This window comes from Streptomyces sp. NPDC002044 (assembly GCF_040296725.1).
GTDB lineage: Bacteria > Actinomycetota > Actinomycetes > Streptomycetales > Streptomycetaceae > Streptomyces > Streptomyces antarcticus.
The window spans coordinates 1-26,096 of record NZ_JBEOXU010000067.1 but is presented as its reverse complement, the minus strand read 5'-3'; the positions used below and the strand labels follow the sequence as shown (position 1 = coordinate 26,096).

General features: G+C 68.4%; 20 protein-coding genes and 1 tRNA gene. 18 read left to right on the top strand and 3 right to left on the bottom strand.

Translation table 11 applies throughout. From position 1 onward, the window contains the following. The first annotated feature begins 41 nt into the window (after positions 1-41). From rpmG to ABT106_RS18240, 5 genes are all read left to right on the top strand, one after another. On the top strand, positions 42-206 hold the full coding sequence (gene rpmG, locus ABT106_RS18260) for a 50S ribosomal protein L33 (RefSeq protein WP_006604855.1): 165 nt from the start codon (positions 42-44) through the stop codon (positions 204-206). 191 nt (positions 207-397) lie between these two features. Next, positions 398-850 carry an FAS1-like dehydratase domain-containing protein gene (locus tag ABT106_RS18255; RefSeq protein WP_351278226.1) on the top strand — a complete coding sequence of 151 codons (453 nt, stop codon included), beginning with the start codon at positions 398-400 and terminating at the stop codon, positions 848-850. Position 851: 1 nt separating this feature from the next. Next, positions 852-1,280: a MaoC family dehydratase gene (locus tag ABT106_RS18250; RefSeq protein ID WP_351278223.1), complete on the top strand. Its 429-nt coding sequence runs from the start codon at positions 852-854 to the stop codon at positions 1,278-1,280. A 288-nt stretch (positions 1,281-1,568) separates the two neighbouring features. Next, positions 1,569-2,717, top strand: a complete 1,149-nt coding sequence (locus ABT106_RS18245) for a UDP-N-acetylmuramate dehydrogenase (protein WP_351278250.1) — start codon at positions 1,569-1,571, stop codon at positions 2,715-2,717. A gap of 16 nt (positions 2,718-2,733) precedes the next feature. Continuing rightward, positions 2,734-3,150 carry a hypothetical protein gene (locus ABT106_RS18240; RefSeq protein ID WP_351278221.1) on the top strand — a complete coding sequence of 139 codons (417 nt, stop codon included), beginning with the start codon at positions 2,734-2,736 and terminating at the stop codon, positions 3,148-3,150. On the opposite strand, the gene ABT106_RS18235 is transcribed toward ABT106_RS18240, so the two are convergent. After that, positions 3,140-4,159 carry an adenosine deaminase gene (locus ABT106_RS18235; RefSeq protein WP_351278218.1) on the bottom strand — a complete coding sequence of 340 codons (1,020 nt, stop codon included), beginning with the start codon at positions 4,157-4,159 and terminating at the stop codon, positions 3,140-3,142. The two genes, ABT106_RS18240 and ABT106_RS18235, sit on opposite strands and share 11 nt — an antisense overlap. Before the next feature lie 360 nt (positions 4,160-4,519). Next, entirely contained in the window at positions 4,520-5,746 is a 1,227-nt protein-coding gene (locus ABT106_RS18230) for a pyridoxal phosphate-dependent aminotransferase (protein WP_351278216.1), read from the bottom strand. Positions 5,747-5,940: 194 nt separating this feature from the next. Here ABT106_RS18230 and ABT106_RS18225 point away from each other — a divergent pair. From ABT106_RS18225 to ABT106_RS18185, 9 genes are all read left to right on the top strand, one after another. After that, positions 5,941-6,013: transfer RNA gene (locus ABT106_RS18225), tRNA-Trp, on the top strand. A 106-nt stretch (positions 6,014-6,119) separates the two neighbouring features. After that, positions 6,120-6,401 (top strand): preprotein translocase subunit SecE, encoded by a 282-nt coding sequence (secE, locus tag ABT106_RS18220; protein WP_030825982.1) that lies wholly within the window; start codon positions 6,120-6,122, stop codon positions 6,399-6,401. An 84-nt stretch (positions 6,402-6,485) separates the two neighbouring features. Next, complete coding sequence (nusG, locus tag ABT106_RS18215) at positions 6,486-7,433, top strand: transcription termination/antitermination protein NusG (RefSeq protein WP_351278212.1); 948 nt, start codon at positions 6,486-6,488, stop codon at positions 7,431-7,433. Positions 7,434-7,627: 194 nt separating this feature from the next. Further along, positions 7,628-8,062 carry a 50S ribosomal protein L11 gene (rplK, locus tag ABT106_RS18210; protein WP_267724684.1) on the top strand — a complete coding sequence of 145 codons (435 nt, stop codon included), beginning with the start codon at positions 7,628-7,630 and terminating at the stop codon, positions 8,060-8,062. A gap of 88 nt (positions 8,063-8,150) precedes the next feature. Beyond that, a complete protein-coding gene (rplA, locus tag ABT106_RS18205; RefSeq protein ID WP_351278209.1) occupies positions 8,151-8,879 on the top strand; it encodes a 50S ribosomal protein L1 in 729 nt (242 codons plus the stop codon). Positions 8,880-9,364: 485 nt separating this feature from the next. Then, complete coding sequence (rplJ, locus tag ABT106_RS18200) at positions 9,365-9,895, top strand: 50S ribosomal protein L10 (RefSeq protein ID WP_267724692.1); 531 nt, start codon at positions 9,365-9,367, stop codon at positions 9,893-9,895. A 110-nt stretch (positions 9,896-10,005) separates the two neighbouring features. After that, positions 10,006-10,386, top strand: coding sequence for a 50S ribosomal protein L7/L12 (rplL, locus tag ABT106_RS18195; RefSeq protein ID WP_267724694.1), 381 nt, complete (start codon positions 10,006-10,008; stop codon positions 10,384-10,386). 587 nt (positions 10,387-10,973) lie between these two features. Next, complete coding sequence (rpoB, locus tag ABT106_RS18190; RefSeq protein WP_351278204.1) at positions 10,974-14,456, top strand: DNA-directed RNA polymerase subunit beta; 3,483 nt, start codon at positions 10,974-10,976, stop codon at positions 14,454-14,456. 97 nt (positions 14,457-14,553) lie between these two features. Then, entirely contained in the window at positions 14,554-18,453 is a 3,900-nt protein-coding gene (locus ABT106_RS18185) for a DNA-directed RNA polymerase subunit beta' (protein WP_267724700.1), read from the top strand. 125 nt (positions 18,454-18,578) lie between these two features. On the opposite strand, the gene ABT106_RS18180 is transcribed toward ABT106_RS18185, so the two are convergent. Then, positions 18,579-21,047 (bottom strand): YfhO family protein, encoded by a 2,469-nt coding sequence (locus ABT106_RS18180; protein WP_351278200.1) that lies wholly within the window; start codon positions 21,045-21,047, stop codon positions 18,579-18,581. A gap of 547 nt (positions 21,048-21,594) precedes the next feature. Here ABT106_RS18180 and rpsL point away from each other — a divergent pair. The 4 genes from rpsL to tuf all read left to right on the top strand — a co-directional run bounded on the left by rpsL (position 21,595) and on the right by tuf (position 25,951). Beyond that, positions 21,595-21,966, top strand: coding sequence for a 30S ribosomal protein S12 (gene rpsL, locus ABT106_RS18175; protein ID WP_007265893.1), 372 nt, complete (start codon positions 21,595-21,597; stop codon positions 21,964-21,966). Positions 21,967-21,968: 2 nt separating this feature from the next. Then, complete coding sequence (gene rpsG, locus ABT106_RS18170) at positions 21,969-22,439, top strand: 30S ribosomal protein S7 (protein ID WP_267724764.1); 471 nt, start codon at positions 21,969-21,971, stop codon at positions 22,437-22,439. Between the two features lie 39 nt (positions 22,440-22,478). Continuing rightward, positions 22,479-24,608 (top strand): elongation factor G, encoded by a 2,130-nt coding sequence (gene fusA / locus ABT106_RS18165; RefSeq protein ID WP_351278196.1) that lies wholly within the window; start codon positions 22,479-22,481, stop codon positions 24,606-24,608. 149 nt (positions 24,609-24,757) lie between these two features. Then, positions 24,758-25,951: an elongation factor Tu gene (tuf, locus tag ABT106_RS18160; protein WP_257554813.1), complete on the top strand. Its 1,194-nt coding sequence runs from the start codon at positions 24,758-24,760 to the stop codon at positions 25,949-25,951. Positions 25,952-26,096 lie beyond the last annotated feature (145 nt).

The following is a 26,096-nucleotide window of genomic DNA, read 5'->3' as shown; positions in this document are numbered from 1 at the left end:
TATGCGTTCATCCGTCCCAATTTCCGTCAAGGAGCACTCACGTGGCTGCCACCGACGTCCGCCCGAAGATCACGCTGGCCTGCGTGGAGTGCAAGGAGCGGAACTACATCACCAAGAAGAACCGGCGTAACGACCCGGACCGTCTTGAGATGAAGAAGCACTGCCCGCGTTGCAACTCGCACACCGCGCACCGCGAGACCCGCTGACCCCAGCGAAGTCTCGTTTAAACAGGCACAGGCATGAGGTCGTCCCCTATTACAGGGGGCGGCCTCATGTCGTTTCCGCCTCCGGCCGGTCCGGCCGGACCGGTGGTGTAGCCGGATTCCGGAGTGGATCCGACTGCCCCGGTGCTTCCTTTCGTGTCTTTCGTGATCCCTTCATCAGGAGGTAGTGAGTCATGGCTCTCGACCAGTCCTTCGTGGGCCGGAGCTACCCGCCCACCGATCCCTACGAGGTCGGCCGGGAGAAGATCCGCGAATTCGCGGTAGCGGTGGGTGACGAAAACGCCGTCTACACCGACCCCGAAGCCGCCAAGTTGTTCGGTCACCCCGACGTGATCGCTCCGCCGACCTTCGTGTTCGCCATCACCTTCGCGGCGGCCGGCCAGGTCGTCGACGATCCGCAGCTGGGGCTGGACTACAGCCGCGTCGTCCACGGGGACCAGAAGTTCGCGTACACCCGCCCGGTGCGGGCGGGCGACCGGCTCTCGGTGACCTCCACCATCGAGGCCGTGAAGTCGATGGCGGGCAACGACATCATCGACATCCGCGGCGAGGTCCACGACGAGACCGGCGAGCACGTGGTGACGGCTTGGACGAAGCTCGTCTCCCGCGCCCCCCAGGAGGTCTGACATGGCTGCGCAGATCAAGTACGCCGACGTCGAGGTCGGTACCGAGCTCCCGGCGGGGTCCTTCCCCGTGACGCGCGCCACACTGGTGCGGTACGCCGGCGCCTCGGGGGACTTCAACCCGATCCACTGGAACGAGAAGTTCGCCACGGAGGTGGGACTGCCGGACGTGATCGCGCACGGCATGTTCACCATGGCCGAGGCGATCCGCGTGGTCACCGACTGGGCCGGCGACCCGGGCGCGGTGGTCGAGTACGGGGTGCGCTTCACCAAGCCGGTCGTCGTCCCGAACGACGAGCGGGGCGCCTTGATCGAGGTCACGGGCAAGGTGGCCGCCAAGCTGGACGACAACCGCGTCCGGGTCGACCTGACGGCCATGAGCGCCGGACAGAAGGTCCTCGGCATGTCGCGGGCCGTGGTGGCGCTGAGCTGAGACCCCACCCCATTTCCGCTCGCCCCGCCCCGCCCGGTTCGTACGAGCCGGGCGGGGGCCTCGTCAGCCCCGCCCGGCACCGCCGCGTGGCGCGACGGCCGGGCCGTGGGGGTGGGGGTCGGGGCGGACCAGGCCCCGGTCGTACGGGGTCGGCCGCTGCCGCGTCATCGGCGGCCGCCGACCAGGGCGAGGCATCCCGCGCGAGCCCAAGGCCACCCCGGCCGGGACCGCCGCCCCCGGGACCGCCGCCCCGGCGGTCCCGGCACCGGTCAAGGTCCCGGCCGCCGGCTGAGCGGCGGACCACCGAGCCGTCACCCGACCACGCGTCCCGGTCCGTGGCCCCGCAGGGATGCGAGGGGCGCGGACCGTACTCTTGTCCCCGTGCAGGAACTCCACGACGCCCCCCTCGCCCCGCTGACCACCTTCCGTCTCGGTGGTCCCGCCGCCCGTCTGATCACCGCGACCACCGACGCCGAGGTCGTCGCCGCCGTCCGCGCCGCGGACGAGAGCGGCACCCCGCTTCTGATCATCGGCGGCGGCAGCAACCTGGTCATCGGCGACCGCGGCTTCGACGGCACCGCCCTGCGCATCGCCACCACCGGCTTCACCCTCGACGGCACCACCCTGGAGCTTGCCGCCGGCGAGAACTGGAGCGACGCCGTCGCCCGCACCGTCGAAGCCGGCCTCGCCGGGATCGAGTGCCTCGCCGGGATCCCCGGCTCCGCGGGCGCCACCCCGATCCAGAACGTCGGCGCGTACGGCCAAGAGGTCCGCGACACCATCACCGAGGTCGTCGCCTACGACCGCACCAGCGGCGAGACGCTCACGCTGACCGCCGCCGAGTGCGCGTTCTCGTACCGCGACAGCACCTTCAAGCACCAGCCCGAGCGGTACGTCGTCCTGCGCGTCCGCTTCGCCCTGGAAGACGCCGGCGGCCTCTCCGCGCCGGTCAAGTACCCCGAGACCGCCCGCGCCCTCGGCGTCGAAGCCGGCGACCGGGTCCCGGCCGCCACCGCCCGCGAGACCGTACTGCGGCTGCGCGCCGGCAAGGGCATGGTCCTCGACCCCGCCGACCACGACACCTGGTCCGCCGGCTCCTTCTTCCACAACCCGGTCCTGACCGACGAGGCGTACGCCGCCTTCCTCGCCCGCGCCCAGGACCGCCTCGGCCCCGACACCGCCCCGCCCGCCTACCCCGCCGGTGACGGCCGTACGAAGACCAGCGCCGCCTGGCTCATCGACAAGGCCGGCTTCACCAAGGGCTACGGCACGGGCCCCGCGCGGATCTCCACCAAGCACACCCTCGCCCTCACCAACCGCGGCGAGGCCACCACCGAAGACCTCCTCACCCTCGCCCGCGAGGTCGTCGCGGGCGTCCACGCGGCCTTCGGCGTCACCCTCGTCAACGAGCCGGTGACGGTCGGCGTCAGCATCTGAGGAGCCCCGGCCGCCCATGCTCTGTCCCCTCCACGGGGCCGGTACGGACCCCACCCGCCTCGTGGGGCGCACGCTCAGCCGAGTCGTCGCGTCCTGGCACATCAGCGACGGCGAGCGCTCCGAAGCCCCCCTCGACGTCTGGCTGATCGACAGCGTCGGCGACTCCATCCGGATCACCACCGGATCCGACCAGTGCCTGATCGTCGAGTCCGCGGCGCCGCACGCGCCCTACGACATGGGGGAGTGGGGCCGCATCGAGGTCGGCGAGGACCTCGGCGACCACCCGTTCCTGCGCCACCTCGGCGAGACCGTCGCCTCGGTCGCCGAGTACGCCCTGCCCGAACAGGGCCGCACCCACCTGGAGATCGGCTTCCCGGACGGCTGCCGAGTGCGCGCCGACTGTTACGAGGGGGACCTGCGGCTCACCCGCTGAGCCACTGGTCGATCCCCGCCAGCAGCTTGGCCTGCACCTCCTCGGGCGCGGCCGAACCGCGCACCGACTGGCGGGCCAGCTCGGCGAGCTCCGCGTCCGTGAAGGCGTGGTGCGTACGGGCGATCTCGTACTGGGCCGCCAGCCGGGATCCGAACAGCAGCGGGTCGTCCGCGCCGAGCGCCATCGGGACGCCCGCGTCGAAGAGCGTCCGCAGCGGTACGTCCTCGTGCCGCTCGTACACCCCGAGGGCGACGTTGGAGGCCGGGCAGACCTCGCAGGTGATCTGCCGGTCGGCGAGGCGCTTGAGCAGCCGCGGATCCTCGGCGGCCCGGACGCCGTGCCCGATGCGGGCCGCGTGCAGGTCGTCCAGGCAGTCGCGGACCGAGGCCGGGCCGGTGAGCTCGCCGCCGTGCGGGGCGGCGAGGAGGCCGCCCTCGCGGGCGATGGCGAAGGCCCGGTCGAAGTCGCGGGCCATGCCACGGCGTTCGTCGTTGGAGAGCCCGAAGCCGACGACGCCGCGGTCGGCGTACCGGACGGCGAGACGGGCCAGGGTACGGGCGTCCAGGGGGTGCTTCATGCGGTTGGCGGCGATGACCACCCGCATCCCGAGGCCGGTCTCGCGGGAGGCCGAGTCGACGGCGTCGAGGATGATCTCGACGGCCGGGATCATGCCGCCGAGCAGGGGGGCGTAGGAGGTGGGATCCACCTGGATCTCCAGCCAGCCGCTGCCGTCCCGTACGTCCTCCTCGGCCGCTTCGCGGACCAGGCGGCGGATGTCGTCGGGCTCGCGGAGGCAGGAGCGGGCGGCGTCGTAGAGCCGCTGGAAGCGGAACCAGCCGCGTTCGTCGGTGGCGCGCAGCTTGGGCGGCTCCCCGCCGGTCAGGGCGTCGGGGAGGCGTACGCCGTACTTGTCGGCGAGCTCCAGCAGGGTCGATGGTCGCATCGAGCCGGTGAAGTGCAGGTGGAGGTGTGCTTTCGGCAGAAGCGTGAGATCGCGTGCGTGCTCCATCTGGTGATCCTGCCGTACGCACGCGCTGAGCGGGAGGGCGTTTTACCTATCGGGGGCTTGCTCGAACGCGTGAGCGGGCGCGGAGGGGGAGCGGAGGGGAACGGGGGCGGCGGCCCGGTCCGCTGCGCGGGGCCTCCCGGGCTCCGCCCGGACCCGCGCCTCAAACGCCGGCGGGGCTCAAGATCGGGGCTCCGCCCCGGACCCCGCGCCTCAAACGCCGGCGGGGCTTGAGGTGAGCCGGCGGGGCTTGAGGTGAGCCGGCGGGGCTTGAGGTGAGTCGGCGGGGCCGTGCGGGCCGGGAACGGCGAGTGGCGGCCGCCCTCGGGGGAGACCGCCACTCGGGGTTTGCCGTCGGCCGGTCTAGACCTTGGCCTCCGCCAGGAGCTTCTGGATCCGGGACACGCCCTCCACCAGGTCCTCGTCGCCCAGGGCGTACGACAGGCGCAGGTAACCGGGGGTGCCGAACGCCTCGCCCGGGACGACCGCGACCTCGGCCTCGTCCAGGATCAGGGCGGCCAGCTCGACGGACGTCTGCGGGCGCTTGCCGCGGATCTCCTTGCCGAGCACGCCCTTCACCGAGGGGTACACGTAGAACGCGCCCTCGGGGGTCGGGCACAGGACGCCGTCGATCTCGTTCAGCATCCGCACCATCGTCTGACGGCGGCGGTCGAAGGCGGTGCGCATCTCGTGCACCGCGTCCAGGCTGCCGGAGACGGCGGCGAGCGCCGCGACCTGGGCCACGTTGGAGACGTTGGAGGTGGCGTGCGACTGCAGGTTGGTCGCGGCCTTGACGACGTCCTTCGGGCCGATGATCCAGCCCACCCGCCAGCCGGTCATCGCGTACGTCTTGGCGACGCCGTTGACGATGATGCACTTGTCGGCCAGCTCGGGGACGATCGCCGGCAGGGAGACGAACTTCGCGTCGCCGTAGACCAGGTGCTCGTAGATCTCGTCGGTCAGGACCCACAGGCCCTTGTCCGCGGCCCAGCGGCCGATCGCCTCGGCGTCGGCCTCGGAGTAGACGGCGCCCGTCGGGTTGGACGGGGATACGAAGAGGACGACCTTGGTGCGCTCGGTGCGCGCGGCCTCCAGCTGCTCGACGGACACCCGGTAGCCGGTGGTCTCGTCGGCGACGACCTCGACCGGGACACCGCCGGCGAGACGGATCGACTCCGGGTAGGTGGTCCAGTACGGCGCCGGGACGATGACCTCGTCACCCGGGTCCAGAATGGCCGCGAAGGCCTCGTAGATCGCCTGCTTGCCGCCGTTGGTCACCAGGACCTGCGACGCGTCGACCTCGTAGCCGGAGTCGCGCAGCGTCTTCGCGGCGATGGCGGCCTTCAGCTCCGGGAGACCGCCGGCCGGCGTGTAGCGGTGGTACTTGGGGTTGCGGCAGGCCTCGACGGCGGCTTCGACGATGTAGTCGGGGGTCGGGAAGTCGGGCTCGCCGGCACCGAAGCCGATCACCGGGCGCCCGGCGGCCTTGAGGGCCTTGGCCTTGGCGTCCACGGCGAGGGTGGCGGACTCGGAAATGGCGCCGATACGGGCGGACACCCGGCGCTCGGAGGAAGGCGTTGCAGAGGTCATGCGGCCAATCGTCCCAGACCGCCAAGAAGGGCCGCACACCGTTTCAGTCACCGGACCGCACGGATGTCAGGAAGGGTTCTGTTCGACGTCAGGGCCCGGTTCACGTACACTCACCTGTCGTTGGACCTCGCCAGCCGCTCCGATGCGTGAGCACTCCGTGCACTCGCCCGGATGCGGTAGGTTGGGGAACGCAAAGGGTCGTAGCTCAATTGGTAGAGCACTGGTCTCCAAAACCAGCGGTTGGGGGTTCGAGTCCCTCCGGCCCTGCTCCACACTCCACTTCAAGGATGTGTGTGCGCAGGTACGTACTTCTGCAACGCCGTGCGGCGCAACCGGGCGCGGTACGGCCACGACCCGGATTCAGGTGAGAGACGTGACGGACGCCCTGGGCTCCATCGACATGCCTGACGCCGAGGACGAGACGCGCGAGAAGAAGGCCCGCAAGGGCGGTAAGCGCGGCAAGAAGGGCCCTCTGGGTCGTCTCGCGCTGTTCTACCGCCAGATCGTCGCGGAACTCCGCAAGGTTGTATGGCCCACTCGCAACCAGCTCACGACGTACACCACCGTGGTGATTGTCTTCGTGGTCATCATGATCGGTCTGGTGACCGTGATTGACTATGGGTTCCAGGAAGCCATCAAGTTCGTCTTCGGCTGATCCCCGCGGAGGGCGGCGCCTTGATGGGTGCCGCCCGTTTTCGCATGTTCCACCACCTTTTGTATCCAGGAAGAAGCAGCCACCGTGTCTGACCCGAACCTGAACGCGAGCGACGAGTCCGTCGAGTCCGTCGAGTCCGTTGAGGACCAGCTCGACATCGTCGAGGCTGCCGACGCCGTGGACCCCGACGAGGCCGAGCTCGCGGACGCCGAGGCGGGTGTCGCCGCCGAGGAGGCCGCGCTGCACGTCGAGGCCGACGGCGAGGCTGACGCCGAGGTCGAGGACGACGCCGAGGCCGAAGAGGCCGACGACGACGAGGCTGCCGACGACGTCGAGGACGCGGTCGAGGCCGATGCCGATGCCGATGCCGACGAGGAGGCCGAAGAGGCCGCCCCGGTCGAGCCGGCCGAGCCCGTCGACCCGGTCCAGGCCCTCCGCGAGGAGCTGCGCCTGCTGCCCGGCGAGTGGTACGTGATCCACACCTACGCCGGCTACGAGAAGCGCGTGAAGGCCAACCTGGAGCAGCGCGCCGTCTCGCTGAACGTCGAGGAGTTCATCTACCAGGCCGAGGTGCCCGAGGAAGAGATCGTCCAGATCAAGAACGGCGAGCGCAAGAACGTCCGGCAGAACAAGCTGCCCGGATACGTTCTCGTCCGCATGGATCTGACGAACGAGTCCTGGGGCGTCGTCCGCAACACGCCTGGTGTCACCGGCTTCGTCGGCAACGCGTACGACCCGTACCCGCTGACGCTGGACGAGATCCTCAAGATGCTCGCCCCGGAGGCGCAGGAGAAGGCCGCCAAGGCCGCCGCGGAAGAGGCCGGCCTGCCCGCGCCCTCCGTCAAGCGGACCATCGAGGTCCTGGACTTCGAGGTCGGCGACTCGGTCACCGTCACCGACGGCCCGTTCGCGACGCTGCAGGCGACCATCAACGAGATCAACCCGGACTCGAAGAAGGTCAAGGGTCTCGTCGAGATCTTCGGCCGCGAGACCCCGGTCGAGCTCAGCTTCGACCAGATCCAGAAGAACTGACCCGCGCTGATCCACTTCGCGTGAGTGAAGGCTTCTGAGCCACAGCTTCCGGACAGGTCAGATCGCCCCTCAAGGGCGGTCTGACCTGCTCGGTTTTTAGCCCCGCGCCGATACCCGTTATCGTGGTGCGGTATGCCTCCGTCCGGATGACCGGATGTGCGGCTGAAAACTCTCACTAGGACCCGGAGAGAGCAATGCCTCCCAAGAAGAAGAAGGTCACGGGGCTTATCAAGCTCCAGATCAAGGCCGGCGCGGCCAACCCGGCTCCGCCGGTCGGCCCCGCGCTCGGTCAGCACGGCGTCAACATCATGGAGTTCTGCAAGGCGTACAACGCCGCGACCGAGTCGCAGCGTGGCATGGTCGTGCCGGTGGAGATCACGGTCTACGACGACCGCTCCTTCACCTTCATCACCAAGACTCCGCCGGCCGCGCGCCTCATCCTGAAGAGCGCGGGCGTGGAGAAGGGCTCCGGCGAGCCGCACAAGACCAAGGTCGCGAAGCTGACGCGCGCCCAGGTCCGCGAGATCGCCGAGCTCAAGATGCCCGACCTGAACGCCAACGACATCGACGCCGCGGAGAAGATCATCTCCGGCACCGCGCGTTCGATGGGCATCACGGTCGAAGGCTGATTCAGCCACCCCCCAGCACCACCAGTGGTAGGACCAAGCGCTGGTCCGCACCACGACTCCACGCCTGAATCACAACACAGGAGCAGAAGTGAAGCGCAGCAAGACTCTCCGCGCTGCGGACGCCAAGATCGACCGGGACAAGCAGTACGCCCCGCTCGAGGCCGTCCGTATCGCCAAGGAGACCTCCGCGACCAAGTTCGACAGCACCGTCGAGGTCGCCTTCCGCCTGGGTGTCGACCCGCGCAAGGCCGACCAGATGGTGCGTGGCACCGTGAACCTCCCGCACGGCACCGGCAAGACCGCCCGGGTCCTGGTCTTCGCGACCGGTGACCGTGCTGCGGCCGCGGAAGCCGCCGGCGCCGACATCGTCGGCGACGACGAGCTGATCAACGAGATCGCCAAGGGCAACCGCCTCAACGAGTTCGACGCCGTTGTCGCCACCCCGGACCTCATGGGCAAGGTCGGCCGCCTCGGCCGCGTGCTCGGTCCCCGTGGCCTCATGCCGAACCCGAAGACCGGCACCGTCACCATGGACGTCGCGAAGGCCGTCACCGAGATCAAGGGTGGCAAGATCGAGTTCCGCGTCGACAAGCACTCGAACCTGCACTTCATCATCGGCAAGGTCTCCTTCTCCGATGAGCAGCTGGTCGAGAACTACGGCGCGGCCCTGGACGAGATCCTGCGTCTGAAGCCGTCCGCCGCGAAGGGCCGCTACATCAAGAAGGCCGCCCTGAGCACCACGATGGGCCCCGGCATCCTGCTCGACTCCAACCGCACCCGGAACCTCCTCGTCGAGGAAGACCCGGCTGCCGTTTGATCGGGCCGAGCCTGACCGGCTCTCCGTACGGCTGAGCGGGCCCCCCACCACCCTTCACGGGCGGTGGGGGGCCCGCTCTTCGTGTTCCGTGCCCCGTTCTTCGTGTTCCGTGCCACGGGGTCCACCGGCGGACGATCCCCGGAGCGGCCCCCGCACGGGCGGCTGGACGCCCTCGGTGCCGGCCGCGGGGCGAGAAGGATCCGGGGGAAGCGGGGACGGCAGCGGCACCGCCTGAGGCGATTTGCCTCGGCTGGGCCGTTTCACGTACGCTTCACGGGAAGCCAAAGACCGCTGGTCGTTGCCGTGCCCGCAAGGGTTCGGTGGCCGAAGGATCCGTTGAATGCGGACGTCCTGCGTAGGTGTTCGTGGAAAGGCTCCCGGAGCAATTCGGTTGAGCTTACGCCCCGTGCGCTTGCGCCGGGGCGTTTCGTTTTGTTCAGCCCCTTCTGAGCGGTCCTCATCACCCGGAAGGAGGCCGACGCTCTATGGCAAGGCCCGACAAGGCTGCCGCGGTAGCCGAGCTCACGGACCAGTTCCAGAGCTCGAACGCCGCCGTGCTGACCGAGTACCGGGGTCTCACCGTGGCGCAGCTCAAGACGCTGCGTCGTTCGCTCGGTGAGAACGCCCAGTACGCCGTGGTGAAGAACACGCTGACCAAGATTGCGGCCAACCAGGCCGGGATCACCGCGCTGGACGAGCACTTCGCTGGTCCGACCGCGGTCGCCTTCATCACCGGTGACCCGGTGGAGTCGGCGAAGAGCCTGCGTGACTTCGCCAAGGAGAACCCCAACCTCATCATCAAGGGCGGTGTCCTTGACGGTAAGGCGCTGACCGCCGATGAGATCAAGAAGCTTGCGGACCTCGAGTCCCGCGAGGTTCTGCTCAGCAAGCTGGCCGGCGCGTTCAAGGGCAAGCAGTCCCAGGCTGCCTCGCTCTTCCAGGCGCTGCCGTCGAAGTTCGTCCGCACTGCGGAAGCGCTTCGCGTCAAGCTCGCCGAGCAGGGCGGTGCCGAGTAATTCGGCTCGCGCATTGATCCACGCCGCCTAGTGCGTGGGTCGTAGCGGGCCGTTACGCCCGCCTCTCTATACATCCGGCACCTGCCGAATTAGTGGAAGGATCGCCCATCATGGCGAAGCTCTCTCAGGACGACCTCCTCGCCCAGTTCGAGGAGATGACCCTCATCGAGCTCTCCGAGTTCGTGAAGGCGTTCGAGGACAAGTTCGACGTCACCGCCGCCGCGGCCGTCGCCGCCGCCCCGGCCGGCCCGGGCGCCGTCGCCGAGGCCCCGGAGGAGCAGGACGAGTTCGACGTCATCCTCACCGGTGCCGGCGACAAGAAGATCCAGGTCATCAAGGTCGTGCGTGAGCTGACCTCCCTGGGCCTCAAGGAGGCCAAGGACCTCGTGGACGGCGCCCCGAAGCCCGTTCTCGAGAAGGTCGCCAAGGAGGCCGCTGACAAGGCCGCCGAGTCCCTCAAGGCCGCGGGCGCGGCTGTCGAGGTCAAGTAACACCTCTGGGGCCTCTCCGAGGCTCCTGCGAAGGGCGATCACCCGTAAGGGTGGTCGCCCTTCGGCGTACCCGCAGTGCCTGACTTGCCCTGGTCTCGTTGGGGAGTAGGGTGATCATCGTTGCCCCGCGGCAGGGTCCGAAGATGATCCGCTCGGAGCAGGGGGCCTTGACGAACGGGACGCGGCGCGCAATTCTCAGATCCGTCGCCGACTCGGGCCCGCTCGGACAGTTCGATCCGGGATCCGAGGTATGGATCGACTACGAAGAGGGCAGTACTGATACGCGCTCTGTGTACGAGGTACGAGAGCCGAAGCGTTGGACGCAGGGTTTGATTGACGACATGGGGAAGGCCTGTTGCCGGTTTCCGGAAACCTGGTCTGGACATCAGTGAGCCAAGTGGCTACACTGACCCTTTGCGCTGCCTGTTAGCTGCCCCCTGCCCGTCGCCAGGGGCATACCCACGTTTGAGCACACCTGATTGATCGTCCTGACCTGGCCCTCCGGCCGGATCGGATCACGAAGGTCTTCTGTGTCAGCTGGGACCGGTACGCGCGTAGTGAGTCCGAGCCCTCGGAAGGACCCCCTCTTGGCCGCCTCGCGCAACGCCTCGACCAATACGAACAACGGTGCCAGCACCGCCCCGCTGCGCATCTCCTTTGCAAAGATCAAGGAGCCCCTCGAGGTTCCGAACCTCCTGGCGCTGCAGACCGAGAGCTTTGACTGGCTTCTCGGCAACGCTGCCTGGAAGTCTCGCGTCGAGTCGGCGCTTGAGAGTGGACAGGACGTCCCCACCAAGTCCGGTCTGGAAGAGATCTTCGAGGAGATCTCGCCGATCGAGGACTTCTCCGGGTCGATGTCGCTGACCTTCCGCGACCACCGTTTCGAGCCGGCGAAGAACTCTGTCGACGAGTGCAAGGACCGCGACTTCACGTACGCGGCGCCGCTGTTCGTCACAGCCGAGTTCACGAACAACGAGACCGGAGAGATCAAGTCTCAGACGGTCTTCATGGGCGATTTCCCGCTCATGACCAACAAGGGCACCTTCGTCATCAACGGCACCGAGCGTGTCGTCGTGTCGCAGCTTGTCCGCTCCCCCGGTGTCTACTTCGACTCCTCCATCGACAAGACGTCCGACAAGGACATCTTCGCGGCCAAGATCATCCCGTCCCGGGGTGCCTGGCTCGAGATGGAGATCGACAAGCGCGACATGGTCGGTGTCCGCATCGACCGCAAGCGCAAGCAGTCCGTCACCGTCCTCCTGAAGGCTCTCGGCTGGACCACCGAGCAGATCCTCGAGGAGTTCGGCGAGTACGAGTCCATGCGCGCCACCCTGGAGAAGGACCACACCCAGGGTCAGGACGACGCGCTGCTCGACATCTACCGCAAGCTGCGTCCGGGCGAACCGCCGACCCGCGAGGCCGCTCAGACGCTGCTCGAGAACCTCTACTTCAACCCGAAGCGCTACGACCTCGCCAAGGTCGGCCGCTACAAGGTGAACAAGAAGCTCGGCGCCGACGAGCCGCTGGACGCCGGCGTGCTCACCACCGACGACGTCATCGCAACGATCAAGTACCTGGTCAAGCTGCACGCCGGCGAGACCGAGACGACCGGCGAGTCCGGCCGTTCGATCGTGGTCGAGACCGATGACATCGACCACTTCGGCAACCGTCGTCTGCGCAACGTCGGCGAGCTCATCCAGAACCAGGTCCGCACGGGTCTGGCTCGTATGGAGCGCGTCGTCCGCGAGCGCATGACGACTCAGGACGTCGAGGCCATCACGCCGCAGACCCTGATCAACATCCGGCCGGTCGTCGCCTCCATCAAGGAGTTCTTCGGCACCAGCCAGCTGTCGCAGTTCATGGACCAGAACAACCCGCTGTCGGGTCTGACCCACAAGCGCCGCCTGTCGGCGCTGGGCCCCGGCGGTCTGTCCCGTGAGCGGGCCGGCTTCGAGGTCCGAGACGTCCACCCGTCGCACTACGGCCGCATGTGCCCGATCGAGACCCCCGAAGGCCCGAACATCGGTCTGATCGGCTCGCTCGCGTCCTACGGCCGCGTGAACGCGTTCGGCTTCGTCGAGACCCCGTACCGCAAGGTCATCGACGGTGTCGTCACGGACGACGTGGACTACCTGACCGCCGACGAGGAAGACCGCTTCGTCATCGCCCAGGCCAACGCCGGCCTGAACGACGAGATGCGCTTCACCGAGAACCGCGTGCTGGTTCGCCGTCGTGGTGGCGAGATCGACTACATCGCCGGCGACGACGTCGACTACATGGACGTCTCCCCGCGCCAGATGGTGTCCGTCGCGACCGCGATGATCCCCTTCCTCGAGCACGACGACGCCAACCGCGCGCTCATGGGCGCGAACATGATGCGCCAGGCCGTTCCGCTGATCAAGGCGGAGGCGCCGCTCGTCGGCACCGGCATGGAGTACCGCTGTGCGGTCGACGCCGGTGACTCGATCCGTGCGGAGAAGGACGGTGTCGTCCAGGAGGTCTCGGCCGACTACGTCACCGTGGCGAACGACGACGGCACGTACACCACGTACCGCGTCGCGAAGTTCTCCCGCTCGAACCAGGGCACCTCGGTCAACCAGAAGGTCATCGTCAACGAGGGTGACCGGATCATCGAGTCCCAGGTCCTCGCCGACGGTCCCGCGACCGAAGAGGGCGAAATGGCCCTCGGCAAGAACCTGCTCGTGGCGTTCATGCCCTGGGAAGGTCACAACTACGAGGACGCGATCATCCTGTCGCAGCGCCTCGTACAGGACGACGTCCTCTCCTCGATCCACATCGAGGAGCACGAGGTCGACGCCCGTGACACCAAGCTGGGCCCCGAGGAGATCACCCGGGACATCCCGAACGTCTCCGAGGAGGTCCTCGCGGACCTCGACGAGCGCGGCATCATCCGCATCGGTGCGGACGTCGTCGCCGGCGACATCCTGGTCGGCAAGGTCACGCCCAAGGGCGAGACCGAGCTGACCCCGGAGGAGCGCCTGCTCCGCGCGATCTTCGGTGAGAAGGCCCGCGAGGTGCGCGACACCTCGCTCAAGGTCCCTCACGGTGAGATCGGCAAGGTCATCGGTGTCCGCGTCTTCGACCGCGAGGAGGGCGACGAGCTTCCCCCGGGCGTGAACCAGCTGGTCCGCGTCTACGTCGCCCAGAAGCGCAAGATCACCGACGGCGACAAGCTCGCCGGCCGCCACGGCAACAAGGGCGTCATCTCCAAGATCCTTCCGATCGAGGACATGCCCTTCCTGGAAGACGGCACGCCGGTCGACATCATCCTCAACCCGCTGGGTGTCCCGTCCCGAATGAACCCGGGACAGGTCCTGGAGATCCACCTCGGCTGGCTCGCCAGCCGCGGCTGGGACGTCTCCGGCCTGGCCGAGGACTGGGCCGAGCGTCTGAAGGCCATCGGCGCCGACAAGGTCGAGCCCGGTACCAACGTCGCCACCCCGGTGTTCGACGGCGCCCGTGAGGACGAGCTCGCCGGCCTCTTCGAGCACACCATCCCGAACCGCGACGGGGACCGCCTGGTCCTCCCGACCGGTAAGGCGCACCTGTTCGACGGCCGCTCCGGCGAGCCGTTCCCGGACCCGGTCTCCATCGGGTACATGTACATCCTCAAGCTCCACCACCTGGTCGACGACAAGCTCCACGCGCGGTCGACCGGTCCGTACTCGATGATCACGCAGCAGCCGCTGGGTGGTAAGGCACAGTTCGGTGGCCAGCGCTTCGGTGAGATGGAGGTGTGGGCGCTTGAGGCTTATGGCGCCGCTTACGCCCTCCAGGAGCTGCTGACCATCAAGTCCGACGACGTCACCGGCCGTGTGAAGGTCTACGAGGCCATCGTCAAGGGCGAGAACATCCCCGAGCCGGGCATTCCCGAGTCCTTCAAGGTGCTCATCAAGGAAATGCAGTCGCTCTGCCTCAACGTGGAGGTGCTGTCCTCGGACGGCATGTCCATCGAGATGCGCGACACCGACGAGGACGTCTTCCGCGCGGCGGAGGAGCTCGGTATCGACCTGTCCCGGCGTGAGCCGAGCAGCGTCGAAGAGGTCTGACGGGCCTGACGGGGGGCTCGCTCAAGAGCCCCCCGTCATCCCCGGGACCGTTCAGACCATGATTGAGACTCGACCCCGAAAGAGGGATTGACGCACAGTGCTCGACGTCAACTTCTTCGACGAGCTGCGGATCGGCCTTGCCACCGCGGACGACATCCGAACCTGGTCCCACGGCGAGGTCAAGAAGCCGGAGACCATCAACTACCGCACGCTCAAGCCCGAGAAGGACGGACTCTTCTGCGAGAAGATCTTCGGTCCGACCCGGGACTGGGAGTGCTACTGCGGCAAGTACAAGCGTGTCCGCTTCAAGGGCATCATCTGTGAGCGCTGTGGCGTAGAGGTCACGCGTGCCAAGGTGCGCCGCGAGCGGATGGGCCACATCGAGCTCGCCGCTCCCGTCACCCACATCTGGTACTTCAAGGGCGTCCCGTCGCGTCTGGGCTACCTGCTGGACCTCGCGCCGAAGGACCTCGAAAAGGTCATCTACTTCGCCGCGTACATGATCACGTTCGTGGACGACGAGCGCCGCACCCGCGACCTCCCGTCGCTGGAGGCGCACGTCTCCGTCGAGCGCCAGCAGATCGAGAACCGCCGCGACGCGGACCTCGAAGGCCGTGCCAAGAAGCTCGAGACCGACCTGGCCGAGCTTGAGGCCGAGGGCGCGAAGGCCGACGTACGCCGCAAGGTGCGCGAAGGTGCCGAGCGCGAGATGAAGCAGCTCCGTGACCGCGCCCAGCGCGAGATCGACCGCCTCGACGAGGTGTGGGCCCGCTTCAAGAACCTCAAGGTCCAGGACCTGGAGGGCGACGAGCTCCTGTACCGCGAGCTGCGTGACCGCTTCGGCACGTACTTCGACGGCTGCATGGGCGCCGCCGCGCTGCAGAAGCGCCTGGAGTCCTTCGACCTCGAGGAGGAGGCCGAGCGCCTCCGCGAGATCATCCGTACCGGCAAGGGCCAGAAGAAGACCCGTGCGCTCAAGCGCCTCAAGGTCGTCTCCGCGTTCCTGCAGACCAGCAACAAGCCCAAGGGCATGGTGCTGGACTGCGTGCCGGTGATCCCGCCGGACCTGCGTCCGATGGTGCAGCTGGACGGTGGCCGCTTCGCGACCTCCGACCTGAACGACCTGTACCGCCGCGTGATCAACCGCAACAACCGCCTGAAGCGCCTTCTCGACCTCGGTGCCCCCGAGATCATCGTGAACAACGAGAAGCGCATGCTCCAGGAGGCCGTGGACGCCCTCTTCGACAACGGTCGTCGTGGTCGCCCGGTGACCGGTCCCGGCAACCGTCCCCTGAAGTCCCTGAGCGACATGCTCAAGGGCAAGCAGGGCCGATTCCGCCAGAACCTCCTCGGCAAGCGCGTGGACTACTCCGCGCGTTCCGTGATCGTCGTCGGCCCGCAGCTGAAGCTGCACCAGTGCGGCCTGCCCAAGGCCATGGCGCTGGAGCTCTTCAAGCCGTTCGTGATGAAGCGCCTGGTGGACCTGAACCACGCGCAGAACATCAAGTCGGCGAAGCGCATGGTCGAGCGCGGCCGCACGGTCGTCTACGACGTGCTCGAAGAGGTCATCGCCGAGCACCCGGTCCTCCTGAACCGTGCGCCCACGCTGCACCGCCTCGGCATCCAGGCATTCGAGCCCCAGCTGGTCGAAGGCAAGGCCATCCAGATCCACCCGCTCGTCTGCACCGCGTTCAACGCGGACTTCGACGGTGACCAGATGGCCGTGCACCTCCCGCTCTCCGCGGAGGCGCAGGCCGAGGCCCGCATCCTGATGCTGTCCTCGAACAACATCCTGAAGCCCGCCGACGGCCGTCCGGTCACGATGCCGACCCAGGACATGGTCCTCGGTCTGTTCTTCCTGACCACCGACGGCGAACTCCGTGACGTCAAGGGCGAGGGCCGTGCGTTCGGCTCGTCCGCCGAGGCGACCATGGCGTTCGACAACGGCGAGCTCGCGCTCCAGTCGGCCGTCGACATCCGCTTCCCGGTGGGCACCATCCCGCCGCGGGGCTGGGCGCACCCGGTCGCCGAAGAGGGCGAGCAGGAGTTCCAGCCGGGCGACAGCTTCCGGCTGCGCACCACCCTGGGCCGCGCGCTCTTCAACGAGCTGCTGCCCGAGGACTACCCGTTCGTCGACTACTCGGTGGGCAAGAAGCAGCTCTCCGAGATCGTCAACGACCTGGCGGAGCGCTACCCCAAGGTCATCGTGGCGGCGACGCTCGACAACCTGAAGGCGGCCGGCTTCCACTGGGCGACCCGTTCGGGCGTCACCGTGGCCATCTCGGACGTCGTCGTGCCCGAGGCCAAGAAGGCCATCGTCAAGGGCTACGAGGACCTGGACGAGAAGGTCCAGAAGCAGTACGAGCGCGGTCTGATCACCAAGGACGAGCGCACGCAGGAGCTCATCGCGATCTGGACCAAGGCGACCAACGAGGTTGCCGAGGCGATGAACGCGAACTTCCCCAAGACGAACCCCATCTTCATGATGGTTGACTCGGGTGCCCGAGGAAACATGATGCAGATGCGACAGATCGCCGGTATGCGTGGTCTGGTGTCGAACGCGAAGAACGAGACCATCCCGCGTCCGATCAAGGCGTCCTTCCGTGAGGGCCTCACCGTTCTGGAGTACTTCATCTCCACGCACGGTGCCCGTAAGGGTCTGGCGGACACCGCCCTGCGTACCGCCGACTCGGGTTACCTCACCCGTCGTCTGGTGGACGTCTCGCAGGACGTGATCATCCGCGAGGAGGACTGCGGTACCGAGCGCGGCCTGAAGCTGAAGATCGCCGTTCGCGGCGAGGACGGCGCGCTGCGCAAGGCCGACGACGTCGAGACCTCGATCTACGCCCGCATGCTGGCCGAGGACGTCGTCATCGACGGCAAGGTCATCGCGCCGGCCAACGTCGACCTCGGTGACGTGCTCATCGACGCCCTGGTCGCCAACGGCGTCGAGGAGGTCAAGACCCGCTCGGTCCTGACCTGTGAGTCCGCGGTCGGCACCTGTGCCTTCTGCTACGGACGCTCGCTCGCCACCGGCAAGCTGGTCGACATCGGTGAGGCGGTCGGCATCATCGCCGCCCAGTCCATCGGTGAGCCCGGTACCCAGCTGACGATGCGTACCTTCCACACCGGTGGTGTGGCCGGTGACGACATCACGCAGGGTCTGCCGCGTGTCGTCGAGCTCTTCGAGGCCCGTACGCCGAAGGGTGTCGCCCCGATCTCCGAGGCCGCCGGCCGCGTGCGGATCGAGGAGACCGAGAAGACGAAGAAGATCGTCATCACGCCCGACGACGGAAGCGAGGAGACGCCGTTCCCGATCTCCAAGCGCGCCAAGGTCGTCGTGCACGAGGGCGACCACGTCGAGGTGGGCCAGAAGCTCACCGCGGGTGCCACCAACCCGCACGACGTGCTGCGCATCCTCGGTCAGCGTGCCGTCCAGGTCCACCTGGTCGGCGAAGTCCAGAAGGTCTACAACTCGCAGGGCGTGTCGATCCACGACAAGCACATCGAGATCATCATCCGGCAGATGCTGCGCCGCGTGACGATCATCGAGTCCGGCGACGCGGAGCTCCTGCCGGGCGAGCTGGTCGAGCGGTCGAAGTTCGAGACCGAGAACCGTCGTGTGGTCACCGAGGGCGGTCACCCCGCCTCCGGCCGTCCGCAGCTGATGGGTATCACCAAGGCCTCGCTCGCGACCGAGTCGTGGCTGTCGGCGGCGTCCTTCCAGGAGACGACCAGGGTTCTGACGGACGCGGCGATCAACGCCAAGTCCGACTCCCTGATCGGCCTCAAGGAGAACGTCATCATCGGTAAGCTCATCCCGGCCGGTACGGGCCTCGCCCGCTACCGCAACATCCGGGTGGAGCCCACCGAGGAGGCCAAGGCCGCGATGTACTCGGCCGTCGGCTACGACGACATCGACTACTCGCCCTTCGGCACCGGCTCCGGCCAGGCCGTCCCGCTGGAGGACTACGACTACGGCCCGTACAACGGCTGAGAGTCCGTCGGCGCGTAAGGCGTGAGAGGAAGCCCCCCGTACTCCGTGAGGAGTGCGGGGGGCTTCTTCGTGCCCGGGAGCGGGGGACCGGTGCCCCGCTCCCGGGCACGGCGCCCCGCCGGGGCTCAGGCGCGGTGGCGGCGGCGGGAGGCGACCGCGGCCGAGACGAGGGCCAGGAGGGCGAGGGCGGCGCCGGCCAGGCCCGGGGCCAGGCCCCGCGGGGTGAACGTGCAGGACACCTCGTCGGCGCCGGCGGGGAGGTCCACCGCGAGCAGACCGTGGAAGGGCTTCAGGGGGGCCGAGCAGCGCCAGCCGGGTACGGCCGTGGTGGCGATGACGGCCGTACCGCGGGCGCCCCGGGGGAGGGCCGCCTCCAGGGTGTGCCCGGCGGCCTCGACGCGGGTGGCGCCGGTGGCGGTCAGCGCGGCCACGGCCCCGTCGAGCGCCCGGCGGTCCAGGCAGCCGATGGGGTGGGCGCCGGCCGAGGCCCCCCGGGTGCGGGTCCGCACGGTGGCGTCGACGCGGCCCGAGGCGGGGACCCGGCCGAGCGGGACGACGCCCGTCGCCCGGTACTTCAGGGGCTGCTCGGAACCGCCGGCGGCGAGGGTGCCGTAGAGCGCGGGGGAGTACCAGTAGACCTCGGAGCCGGGGGTGCAGCGGGCGGCGTAGGTCTGCACGGCGGCGTTGCCGCCGCGGGTGGGGCTGGGGACCTCGTAGACCGTGGCGCCGAGGACGGCCTCCTGGCGGGCGTAGACGCTGCCCGCGGGGTGGGGCGAGACGTAACGGGCCGGCCGTACGGTGACCAGGGGCGGGGCCGGGAAGGTCCGGGCCGTCCAGGTGCCGGGGGTGCTGCCCGGGCCGACCCGGGCGCCGATCGAGAAGATGGCGTCGAGCACGGGGTTGTCGGCGCCGAAGAAGGTGCGGCCGTCGTTCTTGTAGCCGTAGCCGAGGGGTTCCAGGGCCCGGAAGGTGGCCTCGGGGAGGTAGCTGCTGTAGTACTGCGGCCCTTCGGCGCGCAGGGCGAGGGCGTCGTTGTACGAGGTCTGCGGCGCGCCGGAGTCGGTCCGGTGGGCGGGCCAGCCCTCCGCGTCCCGGACGGCGGCGAAGTGCCGCTCGGCCGACCGGCCCGAGGTGGCGGCCGGCTTCGCCCAGCGTTCGCGGGCGCGGCGGGCGTCGGCGCCCGCCGCGGCGAGCGTGGACTCGGCGAGGACGACGCCGGCCATCAGGACGGCGGCCGCGGGGATCAGGAACCGGTGCTTCTCGCCGAGCCGCAGCAGGACCAGGGCCAGCAGGGAGAGGGAGCCGCCGCCCACGACGGCGGCCCAGGTCCGGCCGCCGAAGTCGGGGGTGTGGCGGAGCGCGAACGCGGCCCCCACCAGCAGCGCGGCGGAGAGGGCCAGGTGGAGCGGGCGCGGGCGGTGGGCCAGCGCCAGCCAGGCGAGGACGACGGTCAGGCCGCTGAAGACGAAGGTCTCGCGGTACGGGTTGCCGTTCGGCACCGCCAGCCCGTGCCACACGTACTGGGTGGGCGGGAACTGGAAGGAGGCGGCCACCAGCAGCGCCGCCGCCGCCCACACCAGGCGGGTCCGGCCGCGGATCCCGGTGTTGAGGACGAAGGAGCCGGCGAGGACCAGGCCGAGGGAGGCGACGTAGAGCCGGGGGCTGCCGCCCCAGAGGTGGGTGGCCGGGAGCATGCCGGTGAGGAAGACGTCGATGCCGACCGGGTCGAAGGCGGCGGCCCGGGTGGGCTGGGCCGCACCGCTGGACAGGAACGACGGCAGGAGGAGGGGGAGGGTGAGCAGGATCCCGGTGACGGCGGCCGTCGCGGCCCGCCCCACGGCGCGCAGCCGCTGCGCGCCGGTCAGGTCGAGGGTGATCAGGCGGACGGCGAGCAGGACGCAGGCGGCCATCGTGGCCATCATCGCGGTGTAGAAGTTGCCGTACCAGGCGAGGGCGACGAGCAGGGCCGCGGCGGGCCGGCGGCGCCCCTCCAGGCACCATTCCACGGCGATGCCGAGCAGCGGGAGCGCGACCAGGCCCCACAGCCACATGGGGATGTACGAGGCGTCGCTGAGCGCCCAGCCGCACAGCCCGTAGCAGGCGCCGAGGACGCCGCGCTGCCACCCCGGGCCGGGGTGCAGCCTGCCGAGGTAGACGGTCATCAGCGCGGCCGCGGTGCCCGTCGTGACCGGGGTGAGCGCGAAGACGGCCAGGTCGACGTGGTCGCGCGGGACGAGGACGGCCAGCCACGAGAACGGGTTGCCGAGGTAGGTGTGGTAGTCGGAAAGGAACTGCTGGCCGAAGCCGCCGCGCCAGGTGAACAGCACGTCGCCGGCGGCCTGCCCGTGGACCAGGTCCCACAGCGCCCGGTGGAAGGGGACGTACTGGTTGGCCTGGTCGTTGACGGCCCGGCCGGTTCCCCCGAAAGGGTGGGTGCCGCGGGCGGCCCAGGCGGCGCAGACCGCCCCGGAGGTGAGGAGGAAGGCGAGCAGCGGACCGTACGGACGGCGCCGCCGGGCGGGGGGCCGGGAGGCCGGAGCCGGGCGGAACGGGGCGTCCTCGACGCTGGTCGGCTCCTGTGTCGCGGTCCCCAAGGTCCTGCTCCCTGCTGGTCGGCGCGCGCGCTCTGCGCGAGGGCAGTGCGCAGCTTAGGGCGCCGCCTGGTCCGTGCCGGTCCGTGCCGGTCCGTGCCGGTCCGTGCCGGTCTGCGTCGCGGGAATGGCGCGGGGAGGGGACGGGCCGGCCGGGTGCGGGGCCCACGGGCCCGCGGCGGCCGTGCGGGGGCGGGGGAGGGGCGATCCGCAGCGGGGCCGCAGGTGGGCGGGCCCCCGCGCGGAACGGGGGTGATCCACCGCGCCCGGTCGCGGCGGCCGGAGCGCTCCCGCTTGCGCCCGGTGTGTTTTCGTGCTGGGCATTTGTTTTGACCTACCTCTGTGAGGTAGGTACGCTCTGACCTTGTGCCTGGGGTGTGCCTAGGCTCCTGTGCGTGTCCATCAACCGCATGTGAGCCGCATCGGCCACCGCGATCCAAGCGTTTCCGTGTCCGCACGGAGGTCCGCCGGATCCGACACACCCGACCGCGTGGGTCGGCAAATGTTCCAGGTTAGCTTCACTACACGGCACACAGAAACCGGAGAAGTAGTGCCTACGATCCAGCAGCTGGTCCGGAAGGGCCGGCAGGACAAGGTCGAGAAGACAAAGACCCCCGCGCTTGAGGCTTCGCCCCAGCGTCGCGGCGTCTGCACGCGAGTGTTCACGACCACCCCGAAGAAGCCGAACTCGGCGCTCCGTAAGGTCGCGCGTGTGCGTCTGACCTCCGGCATCGAGGTCACGGCCTACATTCCGGGTGAGGGACACAACCTGCAGGAGCACTCGATCGTGCTCGTGCGTGGTGGCCGTGTGAAGGACCTGCCGGGTGTTCGTTACAAGATCATCCGCGGTGCGCTTGACACCCAGGCTGTCAAGAACCGCAAGCAGGCCCGCAGCCGCTACGGCGCCAAGAAGGAGAAGTAGAAATGCCTCGTAAGGGCCCCGCCCCGAAGCGCCCGGTCATCATCGACCCGGTCTACGCATCTCCTCTGGTGACGTCGCTCATCAACAAGATCCTCATGAACGGCAAGCGCTCCACCGCCGAGCGCATCGTTTACGGCGCCATGGAAGGCCTCCGCGAGAAGACCGGTGCTGACCCGGTCATCACGCTGAAGCGCGCGCTCGAGAACGTCAAGCCGTCCCTCGAGGTCAAGTCCCGCCGTGTCGGTGGCGCCACCTACCAGGTGCCGATCGAGGTCAAGCCCGGTCGCGCGGCGACCCTCTCGCTGCGCTGGATCGTGGGCTACTCCCGCGCCCGTCGCGAGAAGACCATGACCGAGCGCCTCATGAACGAGCTCCTCGACGCCTCGAACGGCCTCGGTGCGGCCGTCAAGAAGCGTGAGGACACGCACAAGATGGCCGAGTCCAACAAGGCCTTCGCGCACTACCGCTGGTAGTCCCACCCCACATCGAGACCGAGAGAAGACCGAAGCCTTATGGCTACCACTTCGCTTGACCTGGCCAAGGTCCGCAACATCGGGATCATGGCCCACATCGACGCGGGCAAGACGACCACCACCGAGCGCATCCTGTTCTACACCGGTGTGTCGTACAAGATCGGTGAGGTCCACGACGGCGCCGCCACGATGGACTGGATGGAGCAGGAGCAGGAGCGTGGTATCACCATCACGTCTGCCGCGACGACCTGCCACTGGCCTCTTGACGAGGTCGACCACACCATCAACATCATCGACACCCCGGGTCACGTCGACTTCACCGTCGAGGTGGAGCGTTCGCTCCGCGTCCTCGACGGCGCCGTCACCGTGTTCGACGGTGTCGCCGGTGTGGAGCCGCAGTCCGAGACGGTCTGGCGTCAGGCAGACCGCTACGGCGTTCCGCGTATCTGCTTCGTCAACAAGCTGGACCGCACCGGCGCCGAGTTCCACCGCTGCGTCGAGATGATCGAGTCGCGCCTCGGCGCGATTCCGATCGTCATGCAGCTCCCCATCGGTGCCGAGATGGACTTCCAGGGCGTTGTCGACCTGGTCACCATGAAGGCGTTCGTCTGGTCCGCCGAGGCGACCAAGGGCGAGATGTACGACATCGTCGACATCCCGGCCACGCACACCGAGGCCGCCGAGGAATGGCGCGCCAAGCTCATCGAGCAGGTGTCCGAGAACGACGACGAGCTCATGGAGCTGTTCCTGGAGGGCACCGAGCCCTCCGTCGAGCAGCTGCACGCCGCCGTCCGCCGCATCATCATCGGCTCGGGCAAGGGCGACGGCGCCACGATCACCGCGGTGTTCTGTGGCACGGCGTTCAAGAACAAGGGCGTTCAGCCCCTGCTCGACGCCGTCATCCGTTACCTCCCGTCGCCGCTGGACATCGAGGCCATCGAAGGCCACGACGTCCGCGACGCCGAGGTGGTCGTGAAGCGCAAGCCTTCGGACGACGAGCCGCTCTCGGCTCTGGCGTTCAAGATCATGCGCGACCCGCACCTCGGCAAGCTCACCTTCGTCCGGGTTTACTCGGGCCGCCTGGAGGCCGGCACCGCGGTGCTGAACTCCGTCAAGGGCAAGAAGGAGCGCATCGGCAAGATCTACCGCATGCACGCGAACAAGCGTGAGGAGATCGCCGCGGTCGGCGCCGGTGACATCGTCGCCGTCATGGGCCTGAAGCAGACCACCACCGGTGAGACGCTGTGTGACGACAAGGCACCCGTGATCCTGGAGTCCATGGACTTCCCGGCTCCGGTCATCCAGGTCGCCATCGAGCCCAAGTCCAAGGGTGACCAGGAGAAGCTGGGTGTCGCCATCCAGAGTCTCGCGGAGGAGGACCCCTCCTTCCACGTTCACTCGGACGAGGAGACCGGCCAGACCATTCTCGGCGGTATGGGCGAGCTGCACCTCGAGGTGCTGGTCGACCGTATGAAGCGCGAGTTCAAGGTCGAGGCCAACGTCGGCAAGCCGCAGGTCGCGTACCGTGAGACGATCCGCAAGACCGTCGAGCGTCACGACTACACCCACAAGAAGCAGACCGGTGGTACCGGTCAGTTCGCCAAGGTGCAGATCGCGATCGAGCCCATCCTCGAGGCCGACGGCCCGGCGTACGAGTTCGTGAACAAGGTCACCGGTGGCCGCATCCCGAGGGAGTACATCCCCTCGGTCGACGCGGGTGCGCAGGAAGCCATGCAGTTCGGCATCCTCGCCGGCTACGAGATGACGGGCGTCCGCGTCATTCTTCTCGACGGTGGCTACCACGAGGTCGACTCCTCGGAGCTCGCCTTCAAGATCGCCGGTTCGCAGGCCTTCAAGGAAGCCGCGCGCAAGGCGTCTCCCGTACTCCTCGAGCCGATGATGTCCGTTGAGGTCACCACGCCCGAAGAGTCCATGGGCGATGTCATCGGTGACATCAACTCCCGCCGTGGCCAGATCCAGGCCATGGAGGAGCGTCACGGCGCGCGTCTCGTGAAGGGCCTCGTGCCGCTTTCGGAGATGTTCGGCTACGTCGGAGACCTCCGCAGCAAGACCTCGGGTCGCGCCAGCTACTCGATGCAGTTCGACTCCTACGCCGAGGTTCCCCGGAACGTCGCTGAGGAGATCATCGCGAAGGCCAAGGGCGAGTAACTCTTCCGAGTACACGCTTTAGGCTTGTCACCGGAGCCTCTGGGGCAACAGGAGCAACCCTCCCGTTGCCCCCGGGGAACCGGCTATCCAGCAAAGATCACCTGGCGCCGATGAGCAAGGCGTACAGAACCACTCTCCAGGAGGACCCCGTGGCGAAGGCGAAGTTCGAGCGGACTAAGCCGCACGTCAACATCGGCACCATCGGTCACATTGACCACGGTAAGACGACCCTTACGGCCGCCATTACCAAGGTGCTGCACGACGCGTACCCGGACCTGAACGAGGCCTCGGCCTTCGACCAGATCGACAAGGCTCCCGAGGAGCGCCAGCGCGGTATCACCATCTCGATCGCGCACGTCGAGTACCAGACCGAGGCGCGTCACTACGCCCACGTCGACTGCCCGGGTCACGCTGACTACATCAAGAACATGATCACCGGTGCCGCGCAGATGGACGGTGCCATCCTCGTGGTCGCCGCCACCGACGGCCCGATGCCGCAGACCAAGGAGCACGTGCTCCTGGCCCGCCAGGTCGGCGTCCCCTACATCGTCGTCGCCCTGAACAAGGCCGACATGGTGGACGACGAGGAGATCCTGGAGCTCGTCGAGCTCGAGGTCCGCGAGCTGCTCTCCGAGTACGACTTCCCGGGCGACGACCTGCCGGTCGTCCGCGTCTCCGCGCTGAAGGCGCTCGAGGGCGACAAGGAGTGGGGCGAGAAGCTTCTCGGCCTCATGGCCGCCGTCGACGAGGCGATCCCGACCCCGCCGCGTGACACCGAGAAGCCGTTCCTCATGCCCGTCGAGGACGTCTTCACGATCACCGGTCGCGGTACGGTCGTCACCGGCCGCATCGAGCGTGGTGTCCTGAAGGTCAACGAGACCGTCGACATCATCGGCATCAAGGAAGAGAAGACCACCACCACGGTCACCGGCATCGAGATGTTCCGCAAGCTGCTCGACGAGGGCCAGGCGGGCGAGAACGTCGGTCTGCTCCTCCGTGGCATCAAGCGCGAGGACGTCGAGCGCGGCCAGGTCATCATCAAGCCGGGCTCGGTCACCCCGCACAAGGAGTTCGAGGCTCAGGCCTACATCCTGTCGAAGGACGAGGGTGGCCGTCACACCCCCTTCTTCAACAACTACCGTCCGCAGTTCTACTTCCGTACCACGGACGTCACGGGTGTCGTCACCCTGCCGGCCGGCACGGAGATGGTCATGCCGGGCGACAACACCGAAATGACGGTCGCGCTGATCCAGCCGGTCGCCATGGAGGAGGGCCTGAAGTTCGCCATCCGTGAGGGTGGTCGTACCGTGGGCGCCGGCCAGGTCACCAAGATCACGGCCTAGTCCGTGCTCTGACCTGGTAGCCCGTTCACCGGGCACCGAGTCGCACTGAACCCACCGGGACCGGCTCGGACGCCTGCGCACCGGCGGTGCGGACCTCCGCGGCCGCCTTCTTCATCCGGCTGCGCACCACCAGCGTCACGGCGAG